Annotated in this window: 19 protein-coding genes; 8 read left to right on the forward strand and 11 right to left on the reverse strand. The window is 65.1% G+C overall.

Annotation, left to right across the window (positions count from 1 at the left end; all coding sequences use genetic code 11):
- Together INQ40_RS06460 and INQ40_RS06465 are read right to left on the reverse strand one after the other, a co-directional pair.
- Complete coding sequence (locus tag INQ40_RS06460) at positions 1-1,113, reverse strand: dipeptide epimerase (protein ID WP_194035632.1); 1,113 nt, start codon at positions 1,111-1,113, stop codon at positions 1-3.
- A 35-nt stretch (positions 1,114-1,148) separates the two neighbouring features.
- Positions 1,149-2,588 (reverse strand): SH3 domain-containing protein, encoded by a 1,440-nt coding sequence (locus INQ40_RS06465; protein ID WP_194342307.1) that lies wholly within the window; start codon positions 2,586-2,588, stop codon positions 1,149-1,151.
- A 274-nt stretch (positions 2,589-2,862) separates the two neighbouring features.
- Here INQ40_RS06465 and INQ40_RS06470 point away from each other — a divergent pair, with 274 nt between their 5' ends.
- From INQ40_RS06470 to INQ40_RS06485, 4 genes are all read left to right on the forward strand, one after another.
- Positions 2,863-4,371, forward strand: coding sequence for a transglutaminase-like domain-containing protein (locus INQ40_RS06470; protein WP_228482155.1), 1,509 nt, complete (start codon positions 2,863-2,865; stop codon positions 4,369-4,371).
- 49 nt (positions 4,372-4,420) lie between these two features.
- Entirely contained in the window at positions 4,421-7,429 is a 3,009-nt protein-coding gene (locus INQ40_RS06475) for a TonB-dependent receptor (protein ID WP_194342308.1), read from the forward strand.
- Positions 7,430-7,515: 86 nt separating this feature from the next.
- Positions 7,516-9,147 (forward strand): serine hydrolase, encoded by a 1,632-nt coding sequence (locus INQ40_RS06480; RefSeq protein WP_194342309.1) that lies wholly within the window; start codon positions 7,516-7,518, stop codon positions 9,145-9,147.
- On the forward strand, positions 9,134-10,345 hold the full coding sequence (locus tag INQ40_RS06485) for a serine hydrolase domain-containing protein (protein ID WP_228482156.1): 1,212 nt from the start codon (positions 9,134-9,136) through the stop codon (positions 10,343-10,345). The genes INQ40_RS06480 and INQ40_RS06485 overlap by 14 nt, the downstream gene beginning before the upstream one ends.
- Before the next feature lie 129 nt (positions 10,346-10,474).
- On the opposite strand, the gene acnA is transcribed toward INQ40_RS06485, so the two are convergent.
- Positions 10,475-13,231 carry an aconitate hydratase AcnA gene (gene acnA, locus INQ40_RS06490; protein ID WP_194342310.1) on the reverse strand — a complete coding sequence of 919 codons (2,757 nt, stop codon included), beginning with the start codon at positions 13,229-13,231 and terminating at the stop codon, positions 10,475-10,477.
- A gap of 278 nt (positions 13,232-13,509) precedes the next feature.
- Between acnA and INQ40_RS06495 the strand changes: the two genes are divergently transcribed.
- Together INQ40_RS06495 and INQ40_RS06500 are read left to right on the forward strand one after the other, a co-directional pair.
- Positions 13,510-13,758, forward strand: a complete 249-nt coding sequence (locus INQ40_RS06495) for an AbrB/MazE/SpoVT family DNA-binding domain-containing protein (protein ID WP_194342311.1) — start codon at positions 13,510-13,512, stop codon at positions 13,756-13,758.
- Positions 13,755-14,153, forward strand: a complete 399-nt coding sequence (locus INQ40_RS06500; RefSeq protein WP_194342312.1) for a type II toxin-antitoxin system VapC family toxin — start codon at positions 13,755-13,757, stop codon at positions 14,151-14,153. Before INQ40_RS06495 ends, INQ40_RS06500 begins: the two co-directional genes overlap by 4 nt.
- Positions 14,154-14,195: 42 nt before the next feature.
- Here the strand turns inward: INQ40_RS06500 and INQ40_RS06505 are convergent, their stop codons facing one another.
- The 4 genes from INQ40_RS06505 to INQ40_RS06520 form a co-directional block, all read right to left on the reverse strand.
- Positions 14,196-14,798, reverse strand: coding sequence for a DUF489 family protein (locus INQ40_RS06505; RefSeq protein ID WP_194342454.1), 603 nt, complete (start codon positions 14,796-14,798; stop codon positions 14,196-14,198).
- Positions 14,799-14,848: 50 nt separating this feature from the next.
- Complete coding sequence (gene mnmA / locus INQ40_RS06510; RefSeq protein WP_228482157.1) at positions 14,849-15,940, reverse strand: tRNA 2-thiouridine(34) synthase MnmA; 1,092 nt, start codon at positions 15,938-15,940, stop codon at positions 14,849-14,851.
- A gap of 68 nt (positions 15,941-16,008) precedes the next feature.
- Positions 16,009-16,485 (reverse strand): NUDIX hydrolase, encoded by a 477-nt coding sequence (locus tag INQ40_RS06515; protein WP_194342314.1) that lies wholly within the window; start codon positions 16,483-16,485, stop codon positions 16,009-16,011.
- On the reverse strand, positions 16,486-17,010 hold the full coding sequence (locus INQ40_RS06520) for a hypothetical protein (RefSeq protein ID WP_228482158.1): 525 nt from the start codon (positions 17,008-17,010) through the stop codon (positions 16,486-16,488).
- 98 nt (positions 17,011-17,108) lie between these two features.
- Between INQ40_RS06520 and clpS the strand changes: the two genes are divergently transcribed.
- Together clpS and clpA are read left to right on the forward strand one after the other, a co-directional pair.
- Positions 17,109-17,429, forward strand: a complete 321-nt coding sequence (gene clpS, locus INQ40_RS06525; RefSeq protein WP_193987095.1) for an ATP-dependent Clp protease adapter ClpS — start codon at positions 17,109-17,111, stop codon at positions 17,427-17,429.
- A gap of 73 nt (positions 17,430-17,502) precedes the next feature.
- The gene (gene clpA, locus INQ40_RS06530; RefSeq protein WP_193987096.1) at positions 17,503-19,782 is read left to right on the forward strand and encodes an ATP-dependent Clp protease ATP-binding subunit ClpA; all 2,280 of its coding nucleotides are present in this window, start codon (positions 17,503-17,505) and stop codon (positions 19,780-19,782) included.
- 106 nt (positions 19,783-19,888) lie between these two features.
- Here the strand turns inward: clpA and infA are convergent, their stop codons facing one another.
- From infA to trxB, 4 genes are all read right to left on the reverse strand, one after another.
- Positions 19,889-20,107 carry a translation initiation factor IF-1 gene (infA, locus tag INQ40_RS06535; protein ID WP_036193457.1) on the reverse strand — a complete coding sequence of 73 codons (219 nt, stop codon included), beginning with the start codon at positions 20,105-20,107 and terminating at the stop codon, positions 19,889-19,891.
- 103 nt (positions 20,108-20,210) lie between these two features.
- Positions 20,211-20,993: a leucyl/phenylalanyl-tRNA--protein transferase gene (gene aat, locus INQ40_RS06540; protein ID WP_194339644.1), complete on the reverse strand. Its 783-nt coding sequence runs from the start codon at positions 20,991-20,993 to the stop codon at positions 20,211-20,213.
- The gene (locus INQ40_RS06545; protein ID WP_194339646.1) at positions 20,974-22,158 is read right to left on the reverse strand and encodes a GNAT family N-acetyltransferase; all 1,185 of its coding nucleotides are present in this window, start codon (positions 22,156-22,158) and stop codon (positions 20,974-20,976) included. The genes aat and INQ40_RS06545 overlap by 20 nt, the downstream gene beginning before the upstream one ends.
- 16 nt (positions 22,159-22,174) lie before the next feature.
- Positions 22,175-23,131 (reverse strand): thioredoxin-disulfide reductase, encoded by a 957-nt coding sequence (gene trxB / locus INQ40_RS06550; RefSeq protein ID WP_193987099.1) that lies wholly within the window; start codon positions 23,129-23,131, stop codon positions 22,175-22,177.
- Positions 23,132-23,218: the final 87 nt, after the last annotated feature.

Genomic DNA, 23,218 nt, shown 5'->3' on the forward strand with positions numbered 1-23,218 from the left:
TCACGCGGCGGCGTTGCAGTTGCTGATCGGCTCCAGGCCGCGGATCTCGCGGATGCCGAGCCCTGGCGCATCGGTGATCGAGATCTCCGACTCGTTGAAGATCACCCCGCCTTCGACCGGGTTGTAGGCGCACAGCGAGGGCCCGTCCAGGTCGACCTTGGTAATGACGTCGGACTTGGCCACCGCCAGGTGGACGGCGGCGGCGACGCTGATGCTGGTTTCGAGCATGCAGCCGATCATGCACTCGACCTGGTGCATCGCCGCGATGTCGGCGATACGCACCGCGTTGGAGATGCCGCCGGTCTTCATCAGCTTGATGTTGATGATGTCGGCGGCGCGCATGTGGATGAGCTTGATCACCTCCATCGGGCCGAACACGCTCTCGTCGGCCATGATCGGGGTATGCACGCGCTCGGTCACGTAGCGCATGCCTTCGAGGTCGCGCGCGCGGACCGGCTGCTCCACCAGCTCCAGCCGGACGCCGGCATCCTCCAGGCCGCGGATGGCGTACACCGCCTCCTTGGCACTCCAGCCCTGGTTGGCATCCAGGCGCAGCAGGGCGCGGTTCTCCACCGCCGCGTAGATCGCCTTGACCCGCTCGATGTCGACGCCGATGTCCTTGCCGACCTTGATCTTCAGCGAGTCAAAGCCGCGGTCGACGGCGCTGATCGAGTCGGCGACCATCTTGTCGATGGTGTCCACGCTGATGGTGATGTCGGTGGTGACCAGCGGGTCGCCGCCGCCGAGCATCTTGTACAGCGGCGCACCATAGAGCTGCCCGAACAGGTCATAGATGGCGATCTCGACGGCGGCCTTGGCGCTGGAATTCTTCTCCATCGCGGTCTGGATCAAGCGGGTGATGCGGTTGAGGTCGGCGATCTCCTCACCGATCAGCCGCGGGGAGATGTAGTGGCGGATCGCGTCGACGATGGAGCCGTGGGTGTCGCCGGTAATCACCGCGGTCGCTGGCGCCTCGCCGTAGCCGATGTTGCCACTGTCGGTGTGGACCATCACAACGATGTCCTCGACCTGCTGGACCGTCCGCAGCGCGGTCTTGAACGGGGTTTTCAGCGGCACGCGGAGCATGCCGAATTCAATTCGGGTGATCTTCATTTGTCGCAGGTCCGGTTGCAGTGTGCGTCGTAGGGTCAGTGGCTCGGCAGGCGCAGCGCGCCGTGCGGGCGCACGATGCTGGTCATGCGATCGATGTAGCTCTCGGTCTCGTTGAACATCATCGGTTCCAGCGGGGTCACCACCACCCCGTTCAGCGCCATTGAGACCAGCTCGCCGTCCGCGCCCTTGTAGCGGCCGCCGTGGGTGTCGTGGATGAGGTAGGTCATGCCCCCGTGGTGGCCGATCACCATCATCACGTGGCCGGGGATATAGACCAGGTCGCCGACCTGCAACGCGGCGACCGCGGCCTTGCGCTTGGCGGCGTCATCGCTGCGCTCGAAGGTGATGTGCTCCAGCGCGGGGCTCACCGCCTGCGCGCTGGTGTTGCGCGGCAGCTCGACGCCCATGCTGCGGTAGATCTCCGAGACGAAACCGCTGCAGTCGCGGGTGCCGTAGGCGTGTCCCCAGCCATAGCGTTCGCCGAGGAACTTGAACCCCTGGTCGACGAGGTTTGCCGGAGTCAACGGCAGGTAATCCGCGGCGCTGTCAGCGCGACGCGGCAGCAGCGCCGGCGACATCGCCAGGCTCCCGTCCTCGTTGCGCACCGGCATCTCCAGCACGTAGGCGGCGTAGGGGTGCTGGCCGTTGACCGGCTTGTCGGGGGCAACGTCCGCCAGTGGCAGGCGGATGCCCATGTCGAGCTGCAGCTGTGACACGCGCGGCTCCTCACGGGTGAACACGGTGTGCTCGACGCCGCCGGTGATGATCCGGTAAGGCGGTTCGGTGGTGTAACCCAGCACCTGCGCGCGGCTGCCTTCGGCGATGTGGTGCTTGTCCACCCACGCGGCGTAGCGCGGACTGATCACGAACAACCACTCGCCATCAGCGCTTTCGTGCGCAATCACCACCGGCGTTCCGGGGAACAGCGCGCTCTCCTGCAAACGGTCGATGTCGGTATCACCGCGACTGCTGAAGATGCGCATCGTGGTCGGCAGGCCGCGCATGTCGGTGCGGTGCACGACCAGTCCGTAGCGAGTGGGCTGATCGGCCGGGACGGCGTCCACGGCGGTGTTGGCGAACATCGCGTCGATCGAGGCTACCGCTACTTCATGTCCCTCCACATCCCAGCGCGGCGTGGTGGGGCGCGACGATGCGCCGTCCAGCCATTTGCGGACCTGCCTGCCGTCCAGGCGGGCAGGGAGCTTGCCGAGGTCGTGCATCGAAGGGTCCAGCTCAAACAGGCGCCGGTTCTGGGCCCGGATGGCCGAGGTATCCAGCAGAACCTGATTGGGCGCGGCCATGGGCGCTGTCCAATAGTCCGGCGACAGCATCGCCTCATCGGTGATCCCGACCACGCCGTGGGCGGGAACCTGCGCGGCAACAGGTGCCACGCCGGGCAGCGGGGCCTGCGCGTGCAGCGGGAGGCAAAGCGCGCTGGCCAGCACAAGGCTCGCGGCAAGTACGGTGATACGCATGGATTTCCTCGATCTGAACGGGTGAAGGCGTCGCCGTTGCGCACGATTTCAGCACACGGAATACGTGATTCTTATATCACGCAATTCCAGAATATATTATTGCTTCCGCTCGCAGGCCGTGCTAAACATCGCTTTGGGACACCGGCTCGGGGCAGGCAGTGGTGCATGGGGTTACACCAACGATAGTCATTTGGGATGTTGCCGGGTATCGGCCACCGGGCAGGCCTCGCGTCGAACGCATAGGGGTTCGGCGGTGAGCTCCCCACGCCGTCTGATGCTGGCAGCGCTTGCCCTGTGCGTAGGGATGGGTGCCGCTGTCGATGCGGTACCGCTCGGCGGCACGGCGGAACCGGACAGCCACGCAGGCCAGCACGATCCCGACGCGACCGTCGCAGCCATCGTGGCACTGGTTGATGCCGGCCACTTCAGGCAGGCGGAATCCGCGATCGATCTGGCTTTGTCCGCGCGCGGAAACAGCGTGGATGCGCAGCAGCCTGTGCTGTTTGAACGCGAGCGCATGCGTCGCATCCTGATGGACTTCACTCTCGAGCCGGCGGACGTGGAGCAGCAGCTGCGGCGCCAGATCCCCGACCTGCGGGCGGCAGAGGTTGATGCCTGGAGCCAGTCCGGACTGCTCGAGCATCGGCTGATTGATGGCCGCACCCAGTATTTCAAGCGCGCAGTGTCCAACCTGTTCCGCATCAGTCCGGAAGCTGCCGCACGCCGGGCGGTGCAAACGCCATTCCGCGACGGCCCAATGGAGTCGGCCAATGCCCACCACGTCGCGATCGCCGAAACGGCGCTGTCCAGCGCCCAAAGCAGCGTGCTGCCGCAGCGGATCCGCGTCACCCAGTCCCTGACCGTGAACGCCGACGCGGTTCCCGCGGGTGAGCAAGTGCGTGCGTGGATTCCGTTCCCGCGTCAGATTCCCGGCCAGCAGGAGGACATCCGCCTTCTGCAAACCGAGCCCGACAAGGCCCAGGTCGCGCCGGTTTCCGCGGCCCAACGTACCGTCCATATGGAAAAGCCGGCGCGCGCCGGAACGCCGACCGAGTTCAGCATCCAATACGAAATGACCGTTTACGGTCGATACCACCAGATCGACGGCGATCGCGTTCAGTCGACAGCGGATGACCCCGACCTGGCCGAAAGCCTGGCCGAGCGTCCTCCGCACATCGTTTTCACCCCGGCCTTGCGTGCATTTTCCAGGAACGTGGTGGGCGACGAAACGAACCCCTATCGCATCACGCAGAAGCTGTTCGCCGCTGTCGACCGCATCCCCTGGGCAGGCGCGCGCGAATATTCCACGATTTCCAACATCAGCGAGCACGCGCTGCGCACAGGCCACGCCGACTGCGGCCAGCAGACCCTGCTGCTGATCACGTTGCTCCGGCTCAATGGGATCCCCGCGCGGTGGCAATCGGGAATGGTCTACTCCGACTCGCAGGTCGGTGGCGCGGATCGTGCCGATTACTGGAACCTCCACGATTGGGGCCAGGTGTATCTGGCGCCCTACGGGTGGGTTCCGATGGACGTGACAACAGGCCGGCTGCCTGGTGCGATGGACGGGCAGGGCAGAAGTCTTGAGTGGTTCTATCTGGGTGGGCTGGATGCGTACCGGATCGCATTCAATGACGACTTCGGCACACAGTTTCAACCGGCGAAGCGGCATTTCCGTTCCGACAACGTCGACTCGCAGCGCGGCGAAGTGGAGTGGAGCGGAGGAAACCTGTATTTCGATCAATGGACCTACGACTTCAATGCGGAGGTCCTGCGGCCTTAGGGGGCGACTGCAGGGCCTGGATTTTCAATTACCTTTCGGGAGAGGGGACATGCAGCACAAACGATTGCGCAAGAGCGTACTGAGCCTGGCAATGGGCGTCTGTCTGGCGTCCATGGTGCCAAGCCTGGCCATGGCACAAAGCGTTACGGGTGCCGTGGCCGGACGCGCCGAAGCCGGCACGCAGGTCACCATCACCAACACCTCCACCGGCGCATCGCGCACCGGCACGGCGGGCAGGGACGGCAGTTACCGCATCGGTCAACTGCCGCCGGGGGACTACATCCTTAGGTCGGGTTCGGGCGAACCGGTCTCCTTCACGGTGTCGCTGGGCGGCACCACCACCGTGAACCTGACCAATGAAGGCGCGGTCAACCTGGCGGCCATCCAGGTGGTGGGTTCGCGCGTGGTCAACCGCGTCGATGTCCATACCACGGAATCCTCCACGAATATCACCCGCACCGAGCTTGCCAAGTTGCCGGTCGACCAGAGCCTTGCGTCGGTTGCGTTGTTGGCCCCGGGCGTGGTCGACTCGGGGGCCAGTTTCGGGGGGCTTTCCTTCGGCGGCTCGTCGGTCGCAGAGAACGTGGCCTACATCAATGGTCTCAACGTCACCGACCCGTATCGGCGGCAGGGCTTCTCCTCTGTGCCGTTCGCATTCTACGAGGAGTTCCAGGTCAAGACCGGCGGCTATTCGGCGGAGTTCGGCCGCAGTACCGGCGGCGTCATCAACGCGGTGACGCGCTCGGGTGGAAACGAGTTCCATGCCGGCGCGGAGGTCACCATGGAGCCTGCTGCCTGGACGTCCTCGAGAAAGGACCGCTATCACCGGGACGGGACGATCGTCGAGCAGGACCGCATGAGCCGCGACGACAGTTCGTTTTCGAAGGCCAACGTGTGGGCATCCGGCGCAATCGTGCAGGACAAGCTGTTTTTCTTCGGCATTTACGAAAAGCGCGACAGCAACCCCCGGGATATCGATACGATCGAGGCTTGGTACACGGAGAGCAACAACGACTTCTGGGGTGCCAAGCTCGACTGGCAGATCAATGACAATCACCTGCTGGAACTGCTCGCTTTTTCGGACAAATCCGAGTCAGACACTCTCAGCTACAAGTATGACTGGGATACCGCCACGCGCGGCGCTGCCCAGGGTGGAAGCTCGGTCGGCTCAGGCGGTGACAACTGGTCGCTGACGTATACCGGCAGCTTCACCCAGAACTTCGTCGCCAAGGCGATGTACGGCGTGAACGAGCGAAGCTCTTCCTCTTATAGTCAGTGGGACCCCTACTGCAGCATTCTGGATCGCGACGGCACCTACAACTCGATTTTCGGCCCGGCAACCAGGCGCGAAGGCTGTGCCCCGAGTAAGAACAGCGTCAGCAACCGGGACGACAAGCGCGAGGCCGCGCGCCTCGACTTCGAATGGACGCTGGGCGACCATCTGGTGCGCTTCGGCGCCGACCAGGAAATCATGGACTCCACGAGTTCATCCGTTTTCCCCGGTGACGGAATGCGCTACAGGCTGATGGGGGCCGCACCTGACCCGGATATTCCCAATCCCCCCAACAACGGGGTTCTTCCCAACGGCACACCAATCCCGCTGGACGTGCATGCCTACCTCGACGGGCGTTACAAGGTCACCGGCGCCCCAGTCAGCACCAAGGCGCAGGCGATCTACATCGAGGATAACTGGAGTGTTACCCCGAACCTGCTGCTGAACCTCGGTCTGCGCGCCGATAAATTCGAAAACACACTCGCTTCGGGCGTGACCTTCGCCAAGGCTGACTTCGGCGACATGATCTCGCCGCGCTTGGGTTTCAGTTGGGACATGAAGGGCGATGGCAGAACCAAGGTGTTCGGCAACGCGGGTCGTTACTACATTCCGCTGACCAACAAGCTCACCGACTACTTCGGCGGAGGCACCACCGACGAGCACACGTATTACGTGTTGGACGGCTGGGAAGAGCGGATCGATCCAATTCTCGGTACCGCCTACTTGTATCCGATCATTGGCCAGCAACTTGGTCCGGTTAACACGGAAGGCAACGCCCCCGCACCTGATGATGTCCGCACCGCTGTGGCTCGCGATCTGAAGCAGGTCTACCAGGATGAGTTCATCCTCGGCTTTCAGCAGGCGCTGAACAACACCTGGTCGTATGGCGTCAACGCCACCTATCGCGAGATGACCCGTGCGGTGGAAGACGTAAGCATCCGCCATGTGGAAGGTTGCCCCTGGTACTCCGGCGACTGGCCCATCCTCAACCCGGGTGAAAGCAATACGCTGTGGTGCCCGGACACTCAGGATTGGGTGTCGTTCGATAGCTCCAAAGACGGCTACATCACGTCCGGCAGCAACATCGTGATGGGCTACAAAAGGCCCAAGCGCACCTACAAGGCTGTCGAATTCCAGTTGGACCGCGCATGGGATGACAAGTGGGCACTGAACGTCAGCTACCTCTGGTCCAAGTCCGACGGCAATATCGAAGGCCCGGTGAACTCGGATACCGGCTACAACGACACAAGTTTGGTGCAGCACTACGACCATCCGGCCGTGAACGAACGTTTCGGTCCCACGTTCAACGACCACCGCCACCAGATCAAGGCGCGCGGCAGTTTCAAGTTCAACGACATGTGGAGCGTTGGTGCCACGGTGTCTGCGCGCTCGGGCGGTCCGATCACGGCGTTTGGCGTGCGTTGGCCCAATGACAACCGCAGCGCCGGCGGTCCGAGCGAGTACAGCGGTGGCGGATCCGGGTGGCTGTGCAACTCCGGCTGCGACGACTACACGACGCGGGACATGACCTACTCGCCGCGTGGCGCTTTCGGTCGGATGCCGTGGGTGAAGGATGTGGGCCTCAGCGTGACCTGGACGCTCCCGGTCGAGCACATCGACCTGAAGGCTCGCCTGTCCATCTACAACCTGCTCAACAGCCAGACCATGGTCAACGTGCATTCCCGTTACGAAAGCACCCCCGGCAACAAGATGCCGTACTTCGGGGAAGCCACGAACTGGCAGTCGCCGCGTTATGCACAGCTGGTGGTTACCTACGCCTTCTGATGCACGCTTGGCTGTCTTGATATTGGCCAGGGCGTCCCGGAGATCATCCGGGGCGCCCCGGGGTCCGACAAGGAGTTGCAAAGTTGGTGGCTAGTCACGTTTACACCGCGGCCGCATTAGCGGCCGCACTCTTTCTGGCCCCGGCGAACGCCCAGGCATCGCCGCAGGCCGCGCTGCCATCCGCTGAGGTCACTACTGCGGTCGACGACGTGGTCGCCCGGTACGAGTTGCCGGGCATCGCCGTAGGCGTGGTCGTTGACGGCAAGGTCCGGCAGTGGGAAGTACGCGGCGAGACGACCACAGGCAGCGGCGAGCGGGTGCGTCGCGACACACTGTTCAAGGTCGCGTCCAATACCAAGGCGATGACGGCGGCTTTGCTGGCTCGCCAGGTCGACGCCGGCCTCCTGTCCTGGGACGACCCGGTCGTGAAGCATCTGCCCGGGTTTCGTATGCACGAGGACTGGGTCACCCGCGAAATGCAGGTGCGCGACCTGTTGATCCACAACAGTGGTTTGGGGCCCGGCGCCGGCGATTTGATGCTGTGGCCCGAACCCAACCATTTCACCCGCGAGGACGTGATTGCCGGACTGAAGCATCTCAAGCCGCGCTGGAGCTTCCGCTCGCGTTACGCCTACGACAACACCCTGTACATCGTGGCCGGCGAAGTCGCCGCTGCCGTTGGCGGAGCCCCGTACGACGTGCTGCTGCGGCGCGAAGTCTTCGAGCCGCTGGGAATGGACGGCTGCCGGATCGGCGAATGGCGTGTGGCCGACGCGGGCAGCGTAGCCGCGCCCCATGTGACGCGTGAGGGAAAGTGGGCAGCGAGGTTGGACGGGGAAGTCGTCACCGACATGCCGATGGCGGCCGCCGGCGGGGTGCGCTGCAACCTGGACAGCATGCTTCGTTGGACGCAGGCATGGCTCGGTAAAGACGGCAACGGGTCCGGGACCGACTGGCTTTCAACGCAGCAGCGCAAGGCCGTGTGGACACCGCACATGCCGATGCCCCTTTCGCCCCGAATGCGCGACTGGAATGGCAGCCACTTCTACGCGTATGGCTACGGATGGCGGCTGAGCGACGTGGATGGCACCTCAAAAGTGGCTCATACCGGCACGCTTTCAGGGATGTATTCCGCGGTGACCCTGCTGCCCGAGCTGGACACCGGGTTCGTGATCCTGATCAACGCTGAAGCAGGGGAAGCGCGGACGGTGCTGGAGCAGGTGCTGAGCAAGCACTTCACCGCACCCGGCGAGAAGCGGACGGTCGCCTACTACGCCGACGAACTGGCCCGTGAGCGGTCGGCTCGTCACTCGACTCCCGCCGAGGACCCGCCCGTCATCGCAGCGGATGCGCGAGCGTCAGCGTCGCGCTCGGCCGTCGCGCCGGGCGAACTTGCTTCCTGGCTCGGCGAGTACCGCGACCCGTGGTTTGGCGACGTATCGATCTGTGCGTCCGAGTCTGGCGTGCGTTTCCAGTCGGTCAAATCACCGCGGCTGTCGGGGCCGGTGCTCGACGCCGACGGGCGCCTGCTGGTCGACTTCGACACACTGGAGTCGGACGCCGATGCGTGGCTGGATTTTGCCCAGCCATCCGCTGCCGGCGGACCGCATCCCGCCAGCCCGCAACTCACCATGGCCAAGGTCGACCCGGACGCGGACTTCAGCTACGACTACGAAGACCTTCATTTTCAGCGCATCGGCGATTGTGCGGGTCGATGAACTTCATCGGCTCGCCACTCAAGCAGGCGGACACGACGCGCGCGACCAGGAGAGCGGCATGCTCCGAATCACTTCGGCCAGCAGGTTTCTGCCAGTGGCCTTGCTCGCACGGCGTTTTGCCGCCGGCGTGCTTATCACCGTCACGCTGGGAGCCTGCACGATGACCGCCGTTGCCAACGCGCCTTCAGCCGAACCGTTGGATCAGGCCGGGCCCGAGGCCGTGGAAAACAAGATCGACCAATTGATGGCGCGCTATGCCGGCAATGGGCCAGGCGCTTCGCTGCTGGTCGTTCGCGCCGGCGAGCCACCGATCCGTCGAGCCTATGGAATGGCCGACGTCGAGAACGCGATGCCGGTCACCGCGGCCACGAATTTCCGCCTGGCCTCGGTCAGCAAACAGTTCACCGCCGCGTCAACACTGCTGCTCGCGCAGGACGGCCGCTTGAGCCTGGACGACCCGGCACGGAATTGGCTGCCGGAACTTCCGACCGCGAATGCGGGCGTCACCATTCGCCACCTGCTGACCCACGGTTCGGGGCTGATCGATTACGAGGACGAATTGCCCGACGATCTTGCCCATCAGGTGCACGATGCGGACGTACTGGCGATCCTTTCCCGACAGGACTCGACCTATTTCCCGCCCGGTGGTGATTTCCAGTACAGCAACAGCGGCTATGCCTTGCTCGCGCTGATCGTGGAACGGGTGTCGGGTCAGTCGTATCCGGCATTCCTGCAGGAGCGCATCTTCCGGCCACTGGGTATGACCGGCACGCTGGCCTATGTCGAAGGTGGGCCGGCGATCAGCCATCGCGCTTACGGCTACGGCCTGATGGACGGCGCGTGGGTGCGAACCGACCAGAGTTCGACCAGCGCGGTGCTGGGTGACGGAGGGATCTACTCCTCGATCGAGGATCTGGAGAAGTGGAACGCCGCCCTCAGTGACGATCGCCTGCTATCCGATCAATCGCGGGCGCTGGCGTTCGCGCCGGCGGTATCGACCCATGATCCGGCGGTTCATTACGGTCTGGGCTGGTACGTCGGCAAGGACCGTGTATGGCACTCGGGCGAGACGATCGGCTTCCGCAACGTACTCGTGCGATACCCGAAGCAGGGTCTGGCGGTGGTGATCCTGAGCAACCGCAACGATCCGGAACCGATGGAAACGACGCTGGCGATCGCTGCGCTGTTTCAGCAATAGGCGATCGCGGTCCAGGCGCGTCCGCGACACTACGCGCAGCATTGCAGTACCTGCAGGCATGAAAAAAGCGGCCTGAGCCGCTTTCTTCACTATTCGGCCCGGCGATCAACGCCGGGCCTGTGCCGTGACTCAGGCCGCCTTCTTGGCCAGGTCGCGCAACACATAGTGCAGGATGCCGCCGTTGCGGTAGTACTCCACTTCCTTGGGCGTGAGCAGCAGCACATCGACCTCGAAGCGCTTCTGGCTGCCGTCCGCCTTGGTCGCGACGACCGTGGCCGTCGTGGAGGCACCATCGTTCAGGCCGATGATGTCGATCATTTCCGAGCCATCCAGTCCGTGCGCCAGCGCGTTCTCGCCCGCCTTGAACTGCAGCGGGAGGACGCCCATCCCGACCAGGTTGGAACGGTGGATACGCTCGAAGCTTTCGGCGATCACGGCCTTGACGCCGAGCAGGATGGTGCCCTTGGCCGCCCAGTCGCGCGACGAGCCGGTGCCGTATTCCTTGCCGGCGAACACCACCAGCGGAACGCCTTCCTGTTTGTAGCGCATGGCGGCGTCGTAGATGTCCATCTGCTCGCCGTTGCCTTCGGCGTCAAAGTGCTTGGTAAAGCCACCTTCCACGTTGTCGAGCATCTGGTTGCGGATGCGGATGTTGGCGAAGGTGCCGCGCACCATCACATCGTCGTTGCCGCGGCGCGAGCCGTAGCTGTTGAAGTCCGCCGGCTGCACCCCGCGCGACTCCAGGAAGCGGCCCGCCGGGGAGTCGGCCTTGATCGCGCCGGCCGGGGAGATGTGGTCGGTGGTGATCGAGTCGCCAAACAAACCCATCACGCGCGCGCCGTGCAGGTCGTCAATGGCGGCAACCTCCATGGTCATGTCGTCGAAGTAGGGCGGGTTCTTGATGTAGGTGGACCCCTCGTCCCAGGCAAAGGATTCGCCATCGGGAGACTCGATCTCGTTCCAGCGCGCGTCGCCCTTGAAGACGTCGGCGTAGTTCTGGGCGAACAGTTCCGGCCCGACCGTCGCGGCGATCGTGTCGCTGATTTCCTTGTTGGAGGGCCAGATGTCGCGCAGGTACACGTCGTTGCCGTCCTGGTCCTTGCCCAGCGGATCATTGGCCAGGTCGATGTCCACGGTGCCGGCGATGGCGTAGGCCACGACCAGCGGCGGCGACGCCAGGTAGTTCATCTTCACTTCCGCGTGGATGCGGCCTTCGAAGTTGCGGTTGCCCGAGAGCACCGCCGCGACCGCCAGGTCGTTCTCCGCGATACCGCGCGAAACCTCCTGGGCCAGTGGCCCGGAGTTGCCGATGCAGGTCGTGCAGCCGTAGCCGACGATGTAGAAATTGAGTTTTTCCAGGTCGCTCAGCAGCCCGGCCTTTTCCAGGTAATCGGTGACGACCCGCGAGCCGGGACCAATCGAGGTCTTCACCCACGGCGCGGCGGTCAGCCCCTTGGCGGCGGCCTTGCGTGCCACCAGGCCGGCACCGATCATCACGGCCGGGTTGGAGGTGTTGGTGCACGAGGTGATGGCGGCAATCACCAGCGATCCGTCGGTCAGCTCGTGGTCCACGTCCGCCAGGTTGATGGTCGACACGGGCTTCGCCGCCAGTGTCTTCGCCTGCGGCTGCCCGCCGCCTTCTTCCTTCAGCTCCTGCACCGCGCAACCCACGCCGCGGTTGCTGGTGAAACCCTTGACGTTGGTGCGGAAGTTTTCCTGCATGTCGCTGAGCAGGACGCGGTCCTGCGGGCGCTTGGGACCGGCCAGCGAGGGCTGCACCTGGCTCATGTCGAGGGTCAGCGTCGCCGAGTAATGTGCATCCGGCTGGCCGGGCTCGTGCCACATGCCCTGCGCCTTTGCGTAGGCCTCGACCAATGCGATCTGCTCCTCGCTGCGACCCGACAGGCGCAGGTACTTCACCGCTTCGGCGTCCACCGGAAAGATGCCGCAGGTCGCGCCGTACTCGGGCGACATGTTGCCGATGGTGGCCCGATCGGCGAGCGGCAGATGCTGCAGGCCCTCGCCGAAGAACTCGACGAATTTGCCGACCACGCCGAACTTGCGCAGCATCTGGGTAACGGTAAGCACCAGGTCGGTTGCCGTCGCGCCCTCGGGCAGCTTGCCGGTCAGCTTCATGCCGACCACCTGCGGGATGAGCATGGAGGAGGGCTGGCCAAGCATGGCGGCCTCGGCCTCGATACCGCCCACGCCCCAGCCCAGCACGCCGATGCCGTTGATCATCGTGGTGTGGCTGTCGGTGCCGAACACGGTGTCGGGATAGGCGAACAGCTTGCCGTCGATCTCGCGCTCCATGACCACCCGGGCGAGCTTTTCCAGGTTCACCTGGTGGACGATGCCGGTGTTGGGCGGCACGACCTTGAAGTTTTCCAGCGCCTTCTGGCCCCAGCGCAGGAAGCCGTAGCGCTCCTTGTTGCGCTCGAACTCGATCCGGCCGTTGATGTCCAGCGCGTCCGATCGGCCGTACACGTCCACCTGCACCGAGTGGTCGATGACCAGTTCCGACGGGATCTGCGGGTTGATCTGGTTCGGCCTACCGCCCAGGCGCGTGACGGCGTCACGCATCGCGGCGAAATCGACCACGCAGGGCACGCCGGTGAAGTCCTGCAACACGACCCGCGCCGGCATGAAGGCGATCTCGCGCGACGATTCCGCCTTTGGATCCCAGTTCGCCACCGCCTCGATGTGCTCGGTGCCGACGGTCATGCCGCCGTCCTCGTGGCGCAGCAGGTTCTCCAGCAGGATCTTCATGGAGTAGGGGAGGCGGGCGATGTCGAACTTCTCGCCCAGCTTGCGCAGGCTGAAGAAGTTGTACTGCTTGCCGTTGGCGTCCAGGCGGTCAAGCGTGGAGAACGAATCGGTCGTCATGTGGGAGCTCCTTGTTGCGGATGGCGTGCGGGACAGGGCAGGGGAGCCCGTCTCCTTGCGATGTTCCTGGCGGTTTGCGTGCGTCGACAGTGGCGAGCCGCGGCAGGCGCTGAGTCCGTCGATATCGGAAGCAGCTTACAAGGGCAGGCGTGTTGATTGCGTCATCACGTTGATGAACACAGTGCCTCCGGATGTACTGTCGTGCAACGCCAAGTTGGCCGACATAGTATGCCTGAAAAAGTATGTATTATGAGGACATACTCGAATTGACGCACCTTATGGACGTTACCGTTGCAGAGCGCGGCCAGATCACTTTGCCCAAAGCCGTGCGTGACGCGCTGGGGCTGAGCAAGGGCACCCTGCTGAAGGTCGAACTCGACGGCAGCCGCATCATTCTGAGCAAGAGTGTCGACGACGCCCTTTCACGGGTGCGTGGCAAGTTCGAGCTGGACAGGGTTACGCCGGGGGCCGATAACGTTCACCCGTCCCGTGACGGCGGATCGACCGACGGCGGATCCACGCGTTGATCGCGGTAGACGCGCCTGTCGTCATCGAACTGCTCAGCAACGGACCACAAGCCGATGCGGTCGAGTCCTGTCTGCGCCAGGCGCTTGTCGCTGGCCGGGTCGTGATCTGCAGCGTAACGCTGGCGGAAATCTGCGCGTCGCTGCGTGGCGGGTCGCAGGTGCAGGAAGCCCTGGAAGAGATGGGCCTCCATTTCAGTCCGCTGGAGGCCAAAGCCGCGTTGCGCGCCGGCGAAATGCAACGACGCCACCGACAACGCAGTGGTGCACCCGGTCGCCTGGACCACTTCCTGGTCGGCGCCCACGCACTGCTCCAGTGCGATGGCCTCATCACCTGGAACGACGCGTTCTACCGCGATTACTTCAAGGGTCTGAAACTGATCGTCCCCCGGGCCTGATCACGGACGAAACCGCGATCGCTGGCGTCTGCAGATCGCGCGTCAGCCACCCAGATGCGCGTTCACCGCCGCCGTCAGATCGCGCCTACGCAGCAGGAAGTCCAGCAACCCGCCGCCGGACTGGCGCCACAGCACGGCCGAGCGGACTGCTGAGAGCAGGACGGCTCGGACTTCTGCGACGACGGCCGGCTGGCCGAGGTAGTGCGGGTTGCCCTGCACGAGCACGCGCGGCCGCAGGTTGCTCAGCGTTTTGGCGTACAGCCCACCGAGCGCGGCGAGGACCTCGGGATGGGCGACGCCCAGCTCATCGGCCTCGTCCTTCTGCGACAGGATCCCGGCCTGCACTTCGCTGACCATGGCCATGTCGGCGACAAAACGGCGCTCCAGCTGGGTCACCGACAGCGCCAGTCGCGGCAGCTGCGCGTCCTTGGTCGTGCCGGCGAAGTAGTCGCGCAGCAACAGCAGCCCCGGCCTCAACGCGGCCGCCCCGCCATACACGTCGGCCACGGACGCCGCGTCGATCTGGAACACCGAGCTGAGCATCGTTTCCAGCACCGATGCCTCCGCCTGCCCGGTGTCCGCAATGCGCCGCACCTGCGCCAGCGCCTGGGCGAGCCCGGCAAGGGCCAACACCCGGTCGGACATGGGGTTGAAGCGGGTGCTGGGCGATGGAATGGCGGTGGATCCAATGTCGGTCATTCGGAGGCGGTTCTCAGACGTTGTTCGAGGGGAGCGTCGGTGCGCGCGATCACCGCGCCACCCAGGCAGACCGGTCCGTCGTACAGGACCAGCGATTGTCCGGAAGTGACTGCACGCTGGGGGTTGGCGAAGCGCACTTCAAGGCAGCCATCATCGCCCACCAGCACCTCACAGGGCTCGTCGGCCTGCCGATAGCGCGTCTGCGCGGTGCAGTGGAAGCGATTCGCCGGCGGCTCGCCCGCGACCCAGTGGGCTCCCTCGGACCATAGCAGGCGCGATTTCAGCCATTTGGTGTCACTGCCTTGGTCCACATACAGCACGTTGCCCGCCACGTCCTTGCCGACGACGTACCACGGCTCCGCGCGAAAGCCGCGCACACCGCCGATGTTCAGCCCCTCGCGCTGGCCAAGGGTGAAATAGAAGACGCCCGGATGGGTGCCGATCCGCTGGCCGTCCGGCGTGCGCATCTCGCCGCTGCGGGCGGGGAGGTACTGGCCGAGGAAGCTGCGGAAATCGCGCTCACCGATGAAGCAGATTCCGGTGGAGTCCTTCTTGGCCGCGGTGGGCAGTCCGGCATCGCGGGCCATCTGGCGGATGGCCGGCTTGCGCAAATCGCCCAGCGGAAACCTTGTTGCCGCGAGCTGTTCCTGCCCCAGCTGGTGCAGGAAGTAGCTCTGGTCCTTGTCGCGGTCCACGCCACGCAACAGGCGATGCCTGCCGCGCTGGCGATCAACGCGGGCGTAATGGCCGGTGGCAATGAAGTCCGCGCCCAGCTCGCGGGCTGCGTCAAGGAAGTGCTTGAACTTGATCTCGCGGTTGCACAACACGTCCGGATTGGGCGTGCGGCCGGCCGCGTATTCGGCCAGGAAGTGCGCGAACACGCCATCCCAGTACTCGCCGGAAAAGTCGCGGAAATGGATCGGGATACCGAGCCGGCCGCAGACCGCCACCGCATCGCGCCGGTCGTCGTCGGCGCGACAATCACCGCTGCCGTCGTCCGCCCAGTTCTGCATGAAGAGCCCGGCGATGGGCTCGCCCGCGTCGCGCAGCAGCAGCGCGGCGACCGATGAGTCGACACCGCCGGACATGCCGACAATCGTCCGCGGCCCGGCTGCGCTGCCGGTCGCTGCGCCGCCGGTCGACGGGCCGCTTGTATTCACGCCTGCTGCAACAGCGAGAGGGGATGCCGCTGCCCGGCGAGGTAGTCGGCGACGGTGCGCCATACCAGCGGACTGCGATGACGATCCGAGGCCTGTTCCAACTCGTCGGGGGTCATCCAAAGCGCGCGGGCGATGCCGTCGTCGAGGGTCCGCGATGGATCTTCGCCGAGCGCCTCACCGACAAACGCAAAGCGCAGGTAATAGCGCGCCTTCCCGCCGGGTTCCAGCGCCGGCGCGTTCCATTGGTAGGCACCGATGAAGGCGGTCAGGCGGATGTCCCAGCGGGTTTCCTCGCGGGCTTCCCGCACGGCGGCCTCCTGCAGGCTCTCGTCGGGCTCCAGGTGGCCGGCGGGCTGGTTCAGCACCAGCCGGCCCTTGGAGGCCTCTTCGACGATCAGAAGTCGGCCGTCGCGCTCGACGACGGTCGCCACGGTCACGTCGGGCTGCCAGAAACGGCCTTCGCGGTAGCTCATTCAGAACTCATCGGAGCCGGGGCTCAACTCGGTTTCCATTGCGTCCGCGGTGGTGACGGCAGCGGCGATCGCATCCTTCAGCTCGGTGGCACTTGCATCGGCGGCGAGCTTCACCACGAACATCGCGATGTCGCCCTGTTTCACCCAGCCGCCCAGGACCGAGTCATGGGAGTCTTCCAGCAGGCGAACCGACACGGGAGCAGGGAAGCGACCGCCATCGACACGGTAGGCCGGCGACCAGATCTCCCGGACCCGGTGCGTGCCGAACTCGTGCACGGGGCTGCGCACGTAGGCCAGCTGGGTACGATCGTCTTCCATTTCCAGGACCAGCTTGTAATCGCCGTCGTCGTCAACGTCGTGCTCGTAGCCGAGCTCATCCAGCTGCTTGCCGATCGAGACCTCGACCGCGGGCGCTTCAGCAGCCGCGGCACTGTTGGATCCGACGGTCGCGTACTGCGCCGCCGCACCGCCGCTGACCAGCACGGCGGCCCCCAGCAGACCGGCGACCTGTCTATTCAGTTTCATCAAAGTGGCCCTGATCAAACCGGCAATTCTGAGGCAGAGCCTGAAGCGCGTCCAATCGCGGAGGAAAATGGCGGGACCCGGCGATCTATAATGCGGCCATGCCAAGACACACTGAAACCGAACATCACCACGGAACCGTTGCGGAGGTGGGCCGGCCGGAACTGGCCCCGCCGCCGCTGTACTCGGTGCTCCTGCTCAATGATGACTACACGCCGATGGATTTCGTGGTCGAGGTGCTGATGCGCTTTTTCCCGATGACCGCCGAGAACGCTACCCAGATCATGCTTCACGTGCATACCCGCGGGCGCGGGGTTTGCGGCGTTTTCACACGCGACGTGGCCGAATCCAAGGTAGCGCAGGTCAACGAGTTCGCCAGGCTGAACCAACACCCGTTGCTATGTACGATGGAACGGGCCTGAACTGCCGGCGGCGTGGAAAATGGTTCCGGCACCCCCATCTTGGGATGCAGTAGTTACCGGAGGCACATGCCCCATGTTCAGCAAAGATCTCGAGTACAGCATCGGCCAGTGCTACAAGCGCGCCCGTGAGGCCCGCCACGAGTACATGACGGTCGAACACCTGCTGTTGGCCCTGCTCGACAACCCCTCGGCCGAATCGGTCCTCAAGGCCTGCGACGCGGACGACCACCGTCTGCGCAGCGACCTGGAGGAAGCCATTGCCACCTCGGTCTCGGTACTCCCCGACGACCTCGACCGCGACACCCAGCCCACTTTGGGCTTCCAGCGCGTGCTGCAACGCGCCGTCTACCACGTGCAGTCCTCCGGCAAGAAGGAAGTGACCGGTGCCAACGTGCTGGTGGCGATCTTCGGCGAGAAGGATTCGCACGCCGTCTATTTCCTCAACCAGCAGGACATTGCCCGGCTGGACGTGGTCAATTACCTGTCCCACGGCATCGCCCGCCACGGCGACGGCGAGGACAGCCAGCCGGCCGATGGCGAAGCCCGCCCCGCGGAGGCCGAAGGCGAGGGCAAGGCCGACGCGTTGTCGGAGTTTGCCGTGGACCTCAACCAGCTGGCCCGCGACGGCAAGATCGATCCGCTGGTCGGCCGCCGCGAGGAAGTCGAGCGGACGATCCAGGTGCTGTGCCGACGCCGCAAGAACAACCCGCTTTACGTGGGTGAGGCCGGCGTGGGCAAGACCGCCATCGCCGAAGGCCTGGCCAAGCGCATCGTCGACGGCGATGTTCCCGAAGTGCTCGCCGACGCGACCATCTACGCGCTCGACCTGGGCGCGCTGGTGGCCGGCACCAAGTACCGCGGCGACTTCGAGAAGCGCCTGAAGGCCGTCCTGGCGCAGATGAAGAAGATCCCCGAGGCGATCCTCTTCATCGATGAGATCCACACCATCATCGGTGCGGGCTCCGCATCCGGCGGCACCATGGATGCCAGCAACCTGATCAAGCCGGCGCTGTCGTCGGGCGACCTGCGTTGCATCGGCTCAACCACGTTCCAGGAATACCGCGGCATCTTCGAGAAGGATCGCGCCCTTGCGCGTCGCTTCCAGAAGATCGATATCGTCGAGCCGACCCCGGGCGAGACCGTCGAGATCCTGCACGGGCTCAAGCCGCGCTACGAGACCCACCACGGCGTCACCTACAACGACGACGCCCTGCAGGCGGCGGTGGACCTGTCGGTCAAGCACATCGGTGACCGCTTGCTGCCGGACAAGGCGATCGACGTGATCGACGAGGCCGGCGCGCGCCAGCGCCTGCTCCCGGAGGGGCAGCGCAAGTCGCAGATCGATGTCGACGAGATCGAGACGATCGTGGCCAAGATGGCGCGCATTCCGGCGCGGCAGGTATCGGCCACCGACAAGGACGTGCTGCGCAACCTGGAGCGCAACCTGAAGATGGTGATCTTCGGGCAGGACCCGGCCATCGACTCGCTCACCTCGGCGATCAAGCTGTCGCGTTCGGGCCTCGGCAATCCCGACAAGCCGATCGGCAACTTCCTGTTCGCCGGCCCGACCGGCGTGGGCAAGACCGAGGTGACCCGTCAGCTGGCGCTGCAGCTCGGCATCGAACTGGTGCGCTTCGACATGTCCGAGTACATGGAGCCGCATTCGGTGTCGCGCCTGATCGGTGCGCCCCCGGGTTACGTGGGTTTCGACCAGGGCGGCCTGCTGACCGAGAAGATCGTCAAGACCCCGCACTGCGTGCTGTTGCTGGACGAGGTGGAGAAGGCCCATCCGGACATCTTCAACATCCTGCTGCAGGTCATGGACCGCGGTGCGCTGACCGACACCAACGGCCGCGAGGCCAACTTCCGCAACGTGATCCTGGTGATGACCACCAACGCCGGTGCCGCCCTGGCATCGCGACGGACCATCGGCTTCACCCGCCAGGACCACAGCTCCGACGCCATGGAAGCCATCCGCAAGGCCTTCACGCCGGAGTTCCGCAACCGCCTGGACGCGGTGGTGCAATTCGACGCACTGGGCTTCGAGCACATCCTGCGCGTGGTGGACAAGTTCCTGATCGAGCTGGAAGCCCAGCTGCAGGAGAAGGGCGTGACGCTGTCGACCACGCCGGAAGCGCGCGAGTGGCTGGCCCAGCACGGCTTCGACCCGCAGATGGGCGCGCGGCCGATGGCACGGGTGATCCAGGACAGGATCAAGCGCCCGCTGGCCGACGAGCTGCTGTTTGGCAAGCTGATGAACGGCGGTCGCGTCAGCGTGGAGGTCAAGGACGACGAGCTGGTGATCGACTCGCGCTCGGAGCCGGAGAAATTGCTGCCGGCTTCGGTGGAGTAAGGGACTACCGTCCGGGTCGCGCCGTCATGGCCGACCCGGCATCCCGATTTGGAGTCACAAAAAAGGCGGCCACTGGCCGCCTTTTTTTGCGTCGTACCCGCCGCGATTACTTGTTGCGGTAGGTGATGCGCCCCTTGGTGAGGTCGTACGGGGTCATCTCCACTTTTACCTTGTCGCCGGTCAGGATGCGGATGTAGTTCTTGCGCATCCGGCCTGAAATGTGGGCGATGATCTCGTGCCCGTTTTCGAGGCGCACGCGGAACAGGGTGTTCGGAAGGGTTTCCGCCACCGTGCCCTCGAATTCGATCACGTCGTCTTTTGCCATGTGTTTCCTGTATCACTCGAATGGCGGCGCAACAATGCGGCCGCGAAGCCCGGCATTCTGACACGATCAGGCCCGCCGCGCAAAACCAGCGCGGGTTTCCTGTTCACGTGGCGCGCCCCATCGGGGTCGGGGTCGCCGTCGCCTTGCCGCCCGCGCCCGCCAGGCTCCTGGCCGGGAGGCGACCGAAGCGATCACGCCAGTGACCGGGCTCACCCGGTTCGGCGGCCAGCGCCCCAGCAACATCCAGAAACCGGTCGCGCGGCCACGACTCGGCACCCAGCGACACCAGGTGTGCATTCTCGATCTGCGCGTCGATCAACGGCCAGCCGCGCAGGTCCAGCTGATGGGCGAGGGCGGCCAATGCGGTCTTGGATCCTCCGGGCGCGGCGCTGAACATGCTCTCGCCGAAAAACATCCTGCCAATCGCCACGCCGTACAGTCCGCCGACCAATGTGGCGCCGTCCCAGACCTCGATGGAATGCGCGAACCCCAGCGCGTGCAACGCGTGGTAGGCCTGACACATGGCGGGAGTGATCCAGGTGCCCGGCTGGCCGGCGCGGGGCGTCTGCGCGCAGGCGTCGATGACCTGCCGGAACGCGGTGTCGGCGGTGACCGTCCATGTGGAGCGCCGAAGATCACGAAGGAAACGTCTGGAAAGGTGCACCGCGTTGGTGCGGAAAACGGTGCGCGGATCCGGTGACCACCAGAGCAACGGCTGGCCTTCGGAATACCAGGGGAAGATCCCGCTGGCATACGCGGTCAAGAGACGCGCTGGTGACAGGTCGCCGCCCATCGCCAGCAAGCCGTCCGGGTCGCGCAGTGCGGTGCGCGAATCCGGGAACGGCGCGGCCGGATCTTCCGGCAGTTCAGGAAGATAGATCGGCATCTGCTGCCTGCCCGGGCTCGGCCTGCTTGAACGGCGAATGCGCAGACAGCGTGCGCGCGTAGCTGCGCACCGATTCGGCCTCGTGGGCGCACCAGGGCCGCAGGGCGTCACGAAGCACCGGCTCGGCAATCCAGTGACGGCTGTGCACGAAGACAGGCAGGAAGCCGCGCGCCAGTTTGTGCTCGCCCTGCGCGCCGGGCTCAAAGCGCGACAGGCCTTCGCGCAGGCAGTATTCGATGCCCTGGTAGTAGCAGGTCTCGAAGTGCAGGCCAGGCACGTCTTCGATCGAGCCCCAGTAGCGCCCGTACAGCGTGTCGCCGCCACGCAGGCACAGCGCGCCTGCGATGGGCCGGCCCTCGCGCTCGGCGAAGAACAGGACGATCGACTCGGGCATCGTCGCGGCGAGATGGTGCAGGAAGGGCAGCGTCAGCGCCGGGTGGTTACCGTATTCGGCGAATGTCTGCAGGTAGAAACCGTGGATCTGGCGCAGGTCTTCCGCCGTCGCGCTCGTGCCATCGACGATGCGCAAGCTCACCCCTGCGGCGGCAACGCGGGCGCGTTCCTGGCGGATGTTCTTGCGACGCTTGTGGCTGAGCGCGCCCAGAAAGGCAGCAAAGTCCTCCCAGTCGCCGTGGTTAGTCCAGTGGTACTGGACGTCGATGCGGGCCAGCCATTGGCTGCTGGTTTCGGCGTCCTCGAATGCTCCCTGCTGGCCCGCCGGGTGGAAATTGACGTGCGCCGAGGAGTTACCCATACGCGCCGCATCGTCGGCCATCGCATCAACCAGTGCCCGCTCAAGCCCGGCATCGCCAGCCGCCAGCAGGCGCGGGCCGGTGACCGGGGAGTAGGGCACCGCGTAAAGATGCTTGGGGAAGTACGCCAGGCCCTGCGAAGCGTAAGCGCGGGCCCAGGCGTGGTCGAACACGAACTCGCCGTGCGAGTTCTCTTTCAGATAGCCCGGCGCGGCGGCCACCAGCGTGCCGTCGCGCCACAGGGTCAGGTGCCGGGGCGTCCAGCCCCATTCGGCCTGGATGCAGCCGTGCCGTTCCAGGCCGGCAAGGAACGCATGGCGCACGAACGGATTGCCGCCGTCGTGCAGCCGGTCCCACGCTGCAGGCTCTATCTCATCCAGCCGGGCGACCGTGCGAGCGAGCAGGGCGCTCATCGGCGGGTGCCGGTGGTCAGCTTTCCAGGTCGAGGAAACGCTCGGCGTCCAGCGCGGCCATGCAGCCGAAGCCGGCCGAGGTGATCGCCTGGCGGTAGACCTGGTCGGCCACATCGCCGGCGGCGAACACGCCGGGCACCGAGGTCTGGGTCGCGTTGCCGGCCAGGCCCGACTCGATCTGCAGGTAGCCGCTGTTCATTTCCAGCTGGCCTTCGAACAACGAGGTGTTGGGGGTGTGGCCAATCGCCACGAAGAAGCCGTTGACCTGGATCTCGCGGACGCTCTGGTCACCCTTGGTGGAGCGAAGGCGCATGCCGGTCACACCGGAGTCGTCGCCGAGCACTTCCTCCACCGCATGGTCCCAGACCAGTTCGATCTTGCCCGCCTGGGCCTTGGCGAACAGCTTGTCCTGCAGGATCTTCTCCGCGCGCAGGGTGTCGCGGCGATGCACCAGATAGACCTTGCGGGCGATGTTGGACAGGTACAGGGCCTCCTCGACGGCCGTGTTGCCACCGCCGATGACCGCCACTTCCTGTTCCTTGTAGAAGAAGCCGTCGCACGTCGCGCAGGCGGACACGCCCTTGCCCATGTACTTGGTCTCCGACTCCAGCCCCAGGTATTTGGCGCTGGCGCCGGTGGCGATGACCAACGCGTCGCAGGTGTACTCGCCGCTGTCGCCGATCAGGCGGAACGGGCGACGCGACAGGTCCGCCGAGTGGATGTGGTCGAACACCACCTCGGTGTCGAAGCGCTCGGCGTGCGCCTGCATGCGCGACATCAGGTCGGGGCCCTGCAGGCCGTGCGCATCGCCGGGCCAGTTGTCCACGTCAGTGGTGGTCATCAGCTGACCGCCCATCTGCATGCCGGTGATCAGCAGCGGTTTGAGGTTGGCGCGGGCAGCGTACACCGCGGAAGTCCAGCCCGCAGGGCCGGAGCCCAGGATGATGAGGCGGGCGTGTTTGTTTGGGGTCATGTCTATAATCGCAACGGTTGTCGGAGATGCGGCGGCAGCGTTAATGCAGCTGCCAGGATGCTACCTAGCTTGGAGTCCGGTTCCCGG

It is taken from the genome of Lysobacter sp. H21R4, assembly GCF_015277535.1.
Classification (GTDB): Bacteria; Pseudomonadota; Gammaproteobacteria; order Xanthomonadales; family Xanthomonadaceae; genus Novilysobacter; species Novilysobacter ciconiae.

What these genes read in the sequence shown, in the direction of transcription:
- infA (WP_036193457.1), bottom strand. Translation starts at nt 20,107, where the DNA reads ATGGCAAAAGACGACGTGATCGAATTCGAGGGCACGGTGGCGGAAACC.
- clpA (WP_193987096.1), top strand. Translation starts at nt 17,503, where the DNA reads ATGTTCAGCAAAGATCTCGAGTACAGCATCGGCCAGTGCTACAAGCGC.
- INQ40_RS06470 (WP_228482155.1), top strand. Translation starts at nt 2,863, where the DNA reads ATGCTGGCAGCGCTTGCCCTGTGCGTAGGGATGGGTGCCGCTGTCGAT.
- INQ40_RS06505 (WP_194342454.1), bottom strand. Translation starts at nt 14,798, where the DNA reads ATGTCCGACCGGGTGTTGGCCCTTGCCGGGCTCGCCCAGGCGCTGGCG.
- INQ40_RS06475 (WP_194342308.1), top strand. Translation starts at nt 4,421, where the DNA reads ATGCAGCACAAACGATTGCGCAAGAGCGTACTGAGCCTGGCAATGGGC.
- INQ40_RS06545 (WP_194339646.1), bottom strand. Translation starts at nt 22,158, where the DNA reads ATGAGCGCCCTGCTCGCTCGCACGGTCGCCCGGCTGGATGAGATAGAG.
- INQ40_RS06515 (WP_194342314.1), bottom strand. Translation starts at nt 16,485, where the DNA reads ATGAGCTACCGCGAAGGCCGTTTCTGGCAGCCCGACGTGACCGTGGCG.
- clpS (WP_193987095.1), top strand. Translation starts at nt 17,109, where the DNA reads ATGCCAAGACACACTGAAACCGAACATCACCACGGAACCGTTGCGGAG.
- INQ40_RS06520 (WP_228482158.1), bottom strand. Translation starts at nt 17,010, where the DNA reads ATGAAACTGAATAGACAGGTCGCCGGTCTGCTGGGGGCCGCCGTGCTG.
- trxB (WP_193987099.1), bottom strand. Translation starts at nt 23,131, where the DNA reads ATGACCCCAAACAAACACGCCCGCCTCATCATCCTGGGCTCCGGCCCT.
- acnA (WP_194342310.1), bottom strand. Translation starts at nt 13,231, where the DNA reads ATGACGACCGATTCGTTCTCCACGCTTGACCGCCTGGACGCCAACGGC.
- aat (WP_194339644.1), bottom strand. Translation starts at nt 20,993, where the DNA reads ATGCCGATCTATCTTCCTGAACTGCCGGAAGATCCGGCCGCGCCGTTC.
- mnmA (WP_228482157.1), bottom strand. Translation starts at nt 15,940, where the DNA reads ATGTCCGGCGGTGTCGACTCATCGGTCGCCGCGCTGCTGCTGCGCGAC.
- INQ40_RS06460 (WP_194035632.1), bottom strand. Translation starts at nt 1,113, where the DNA reads ATGAAGATCACCCGAATTGAATTCGGCATGCTCCGCGTGCCGCTGAAA.
- INQ40_RS06465 (WP_194342307.1), bottom strand. Translation starts at nt 2,588, where the DNA reads ATGCGTATCACCGTACTTGCCGCGAGCCTTGTGCTGGCCAGCGCGCTT.
- INQ40_RS06495 (WP_194342311.1), top strand. Translation starts at nt 13,510, where the DNA reads ATGGACGTTACCGTTGCAGAGCGCGGCCAGATCACTTTGCCCAAAGCC.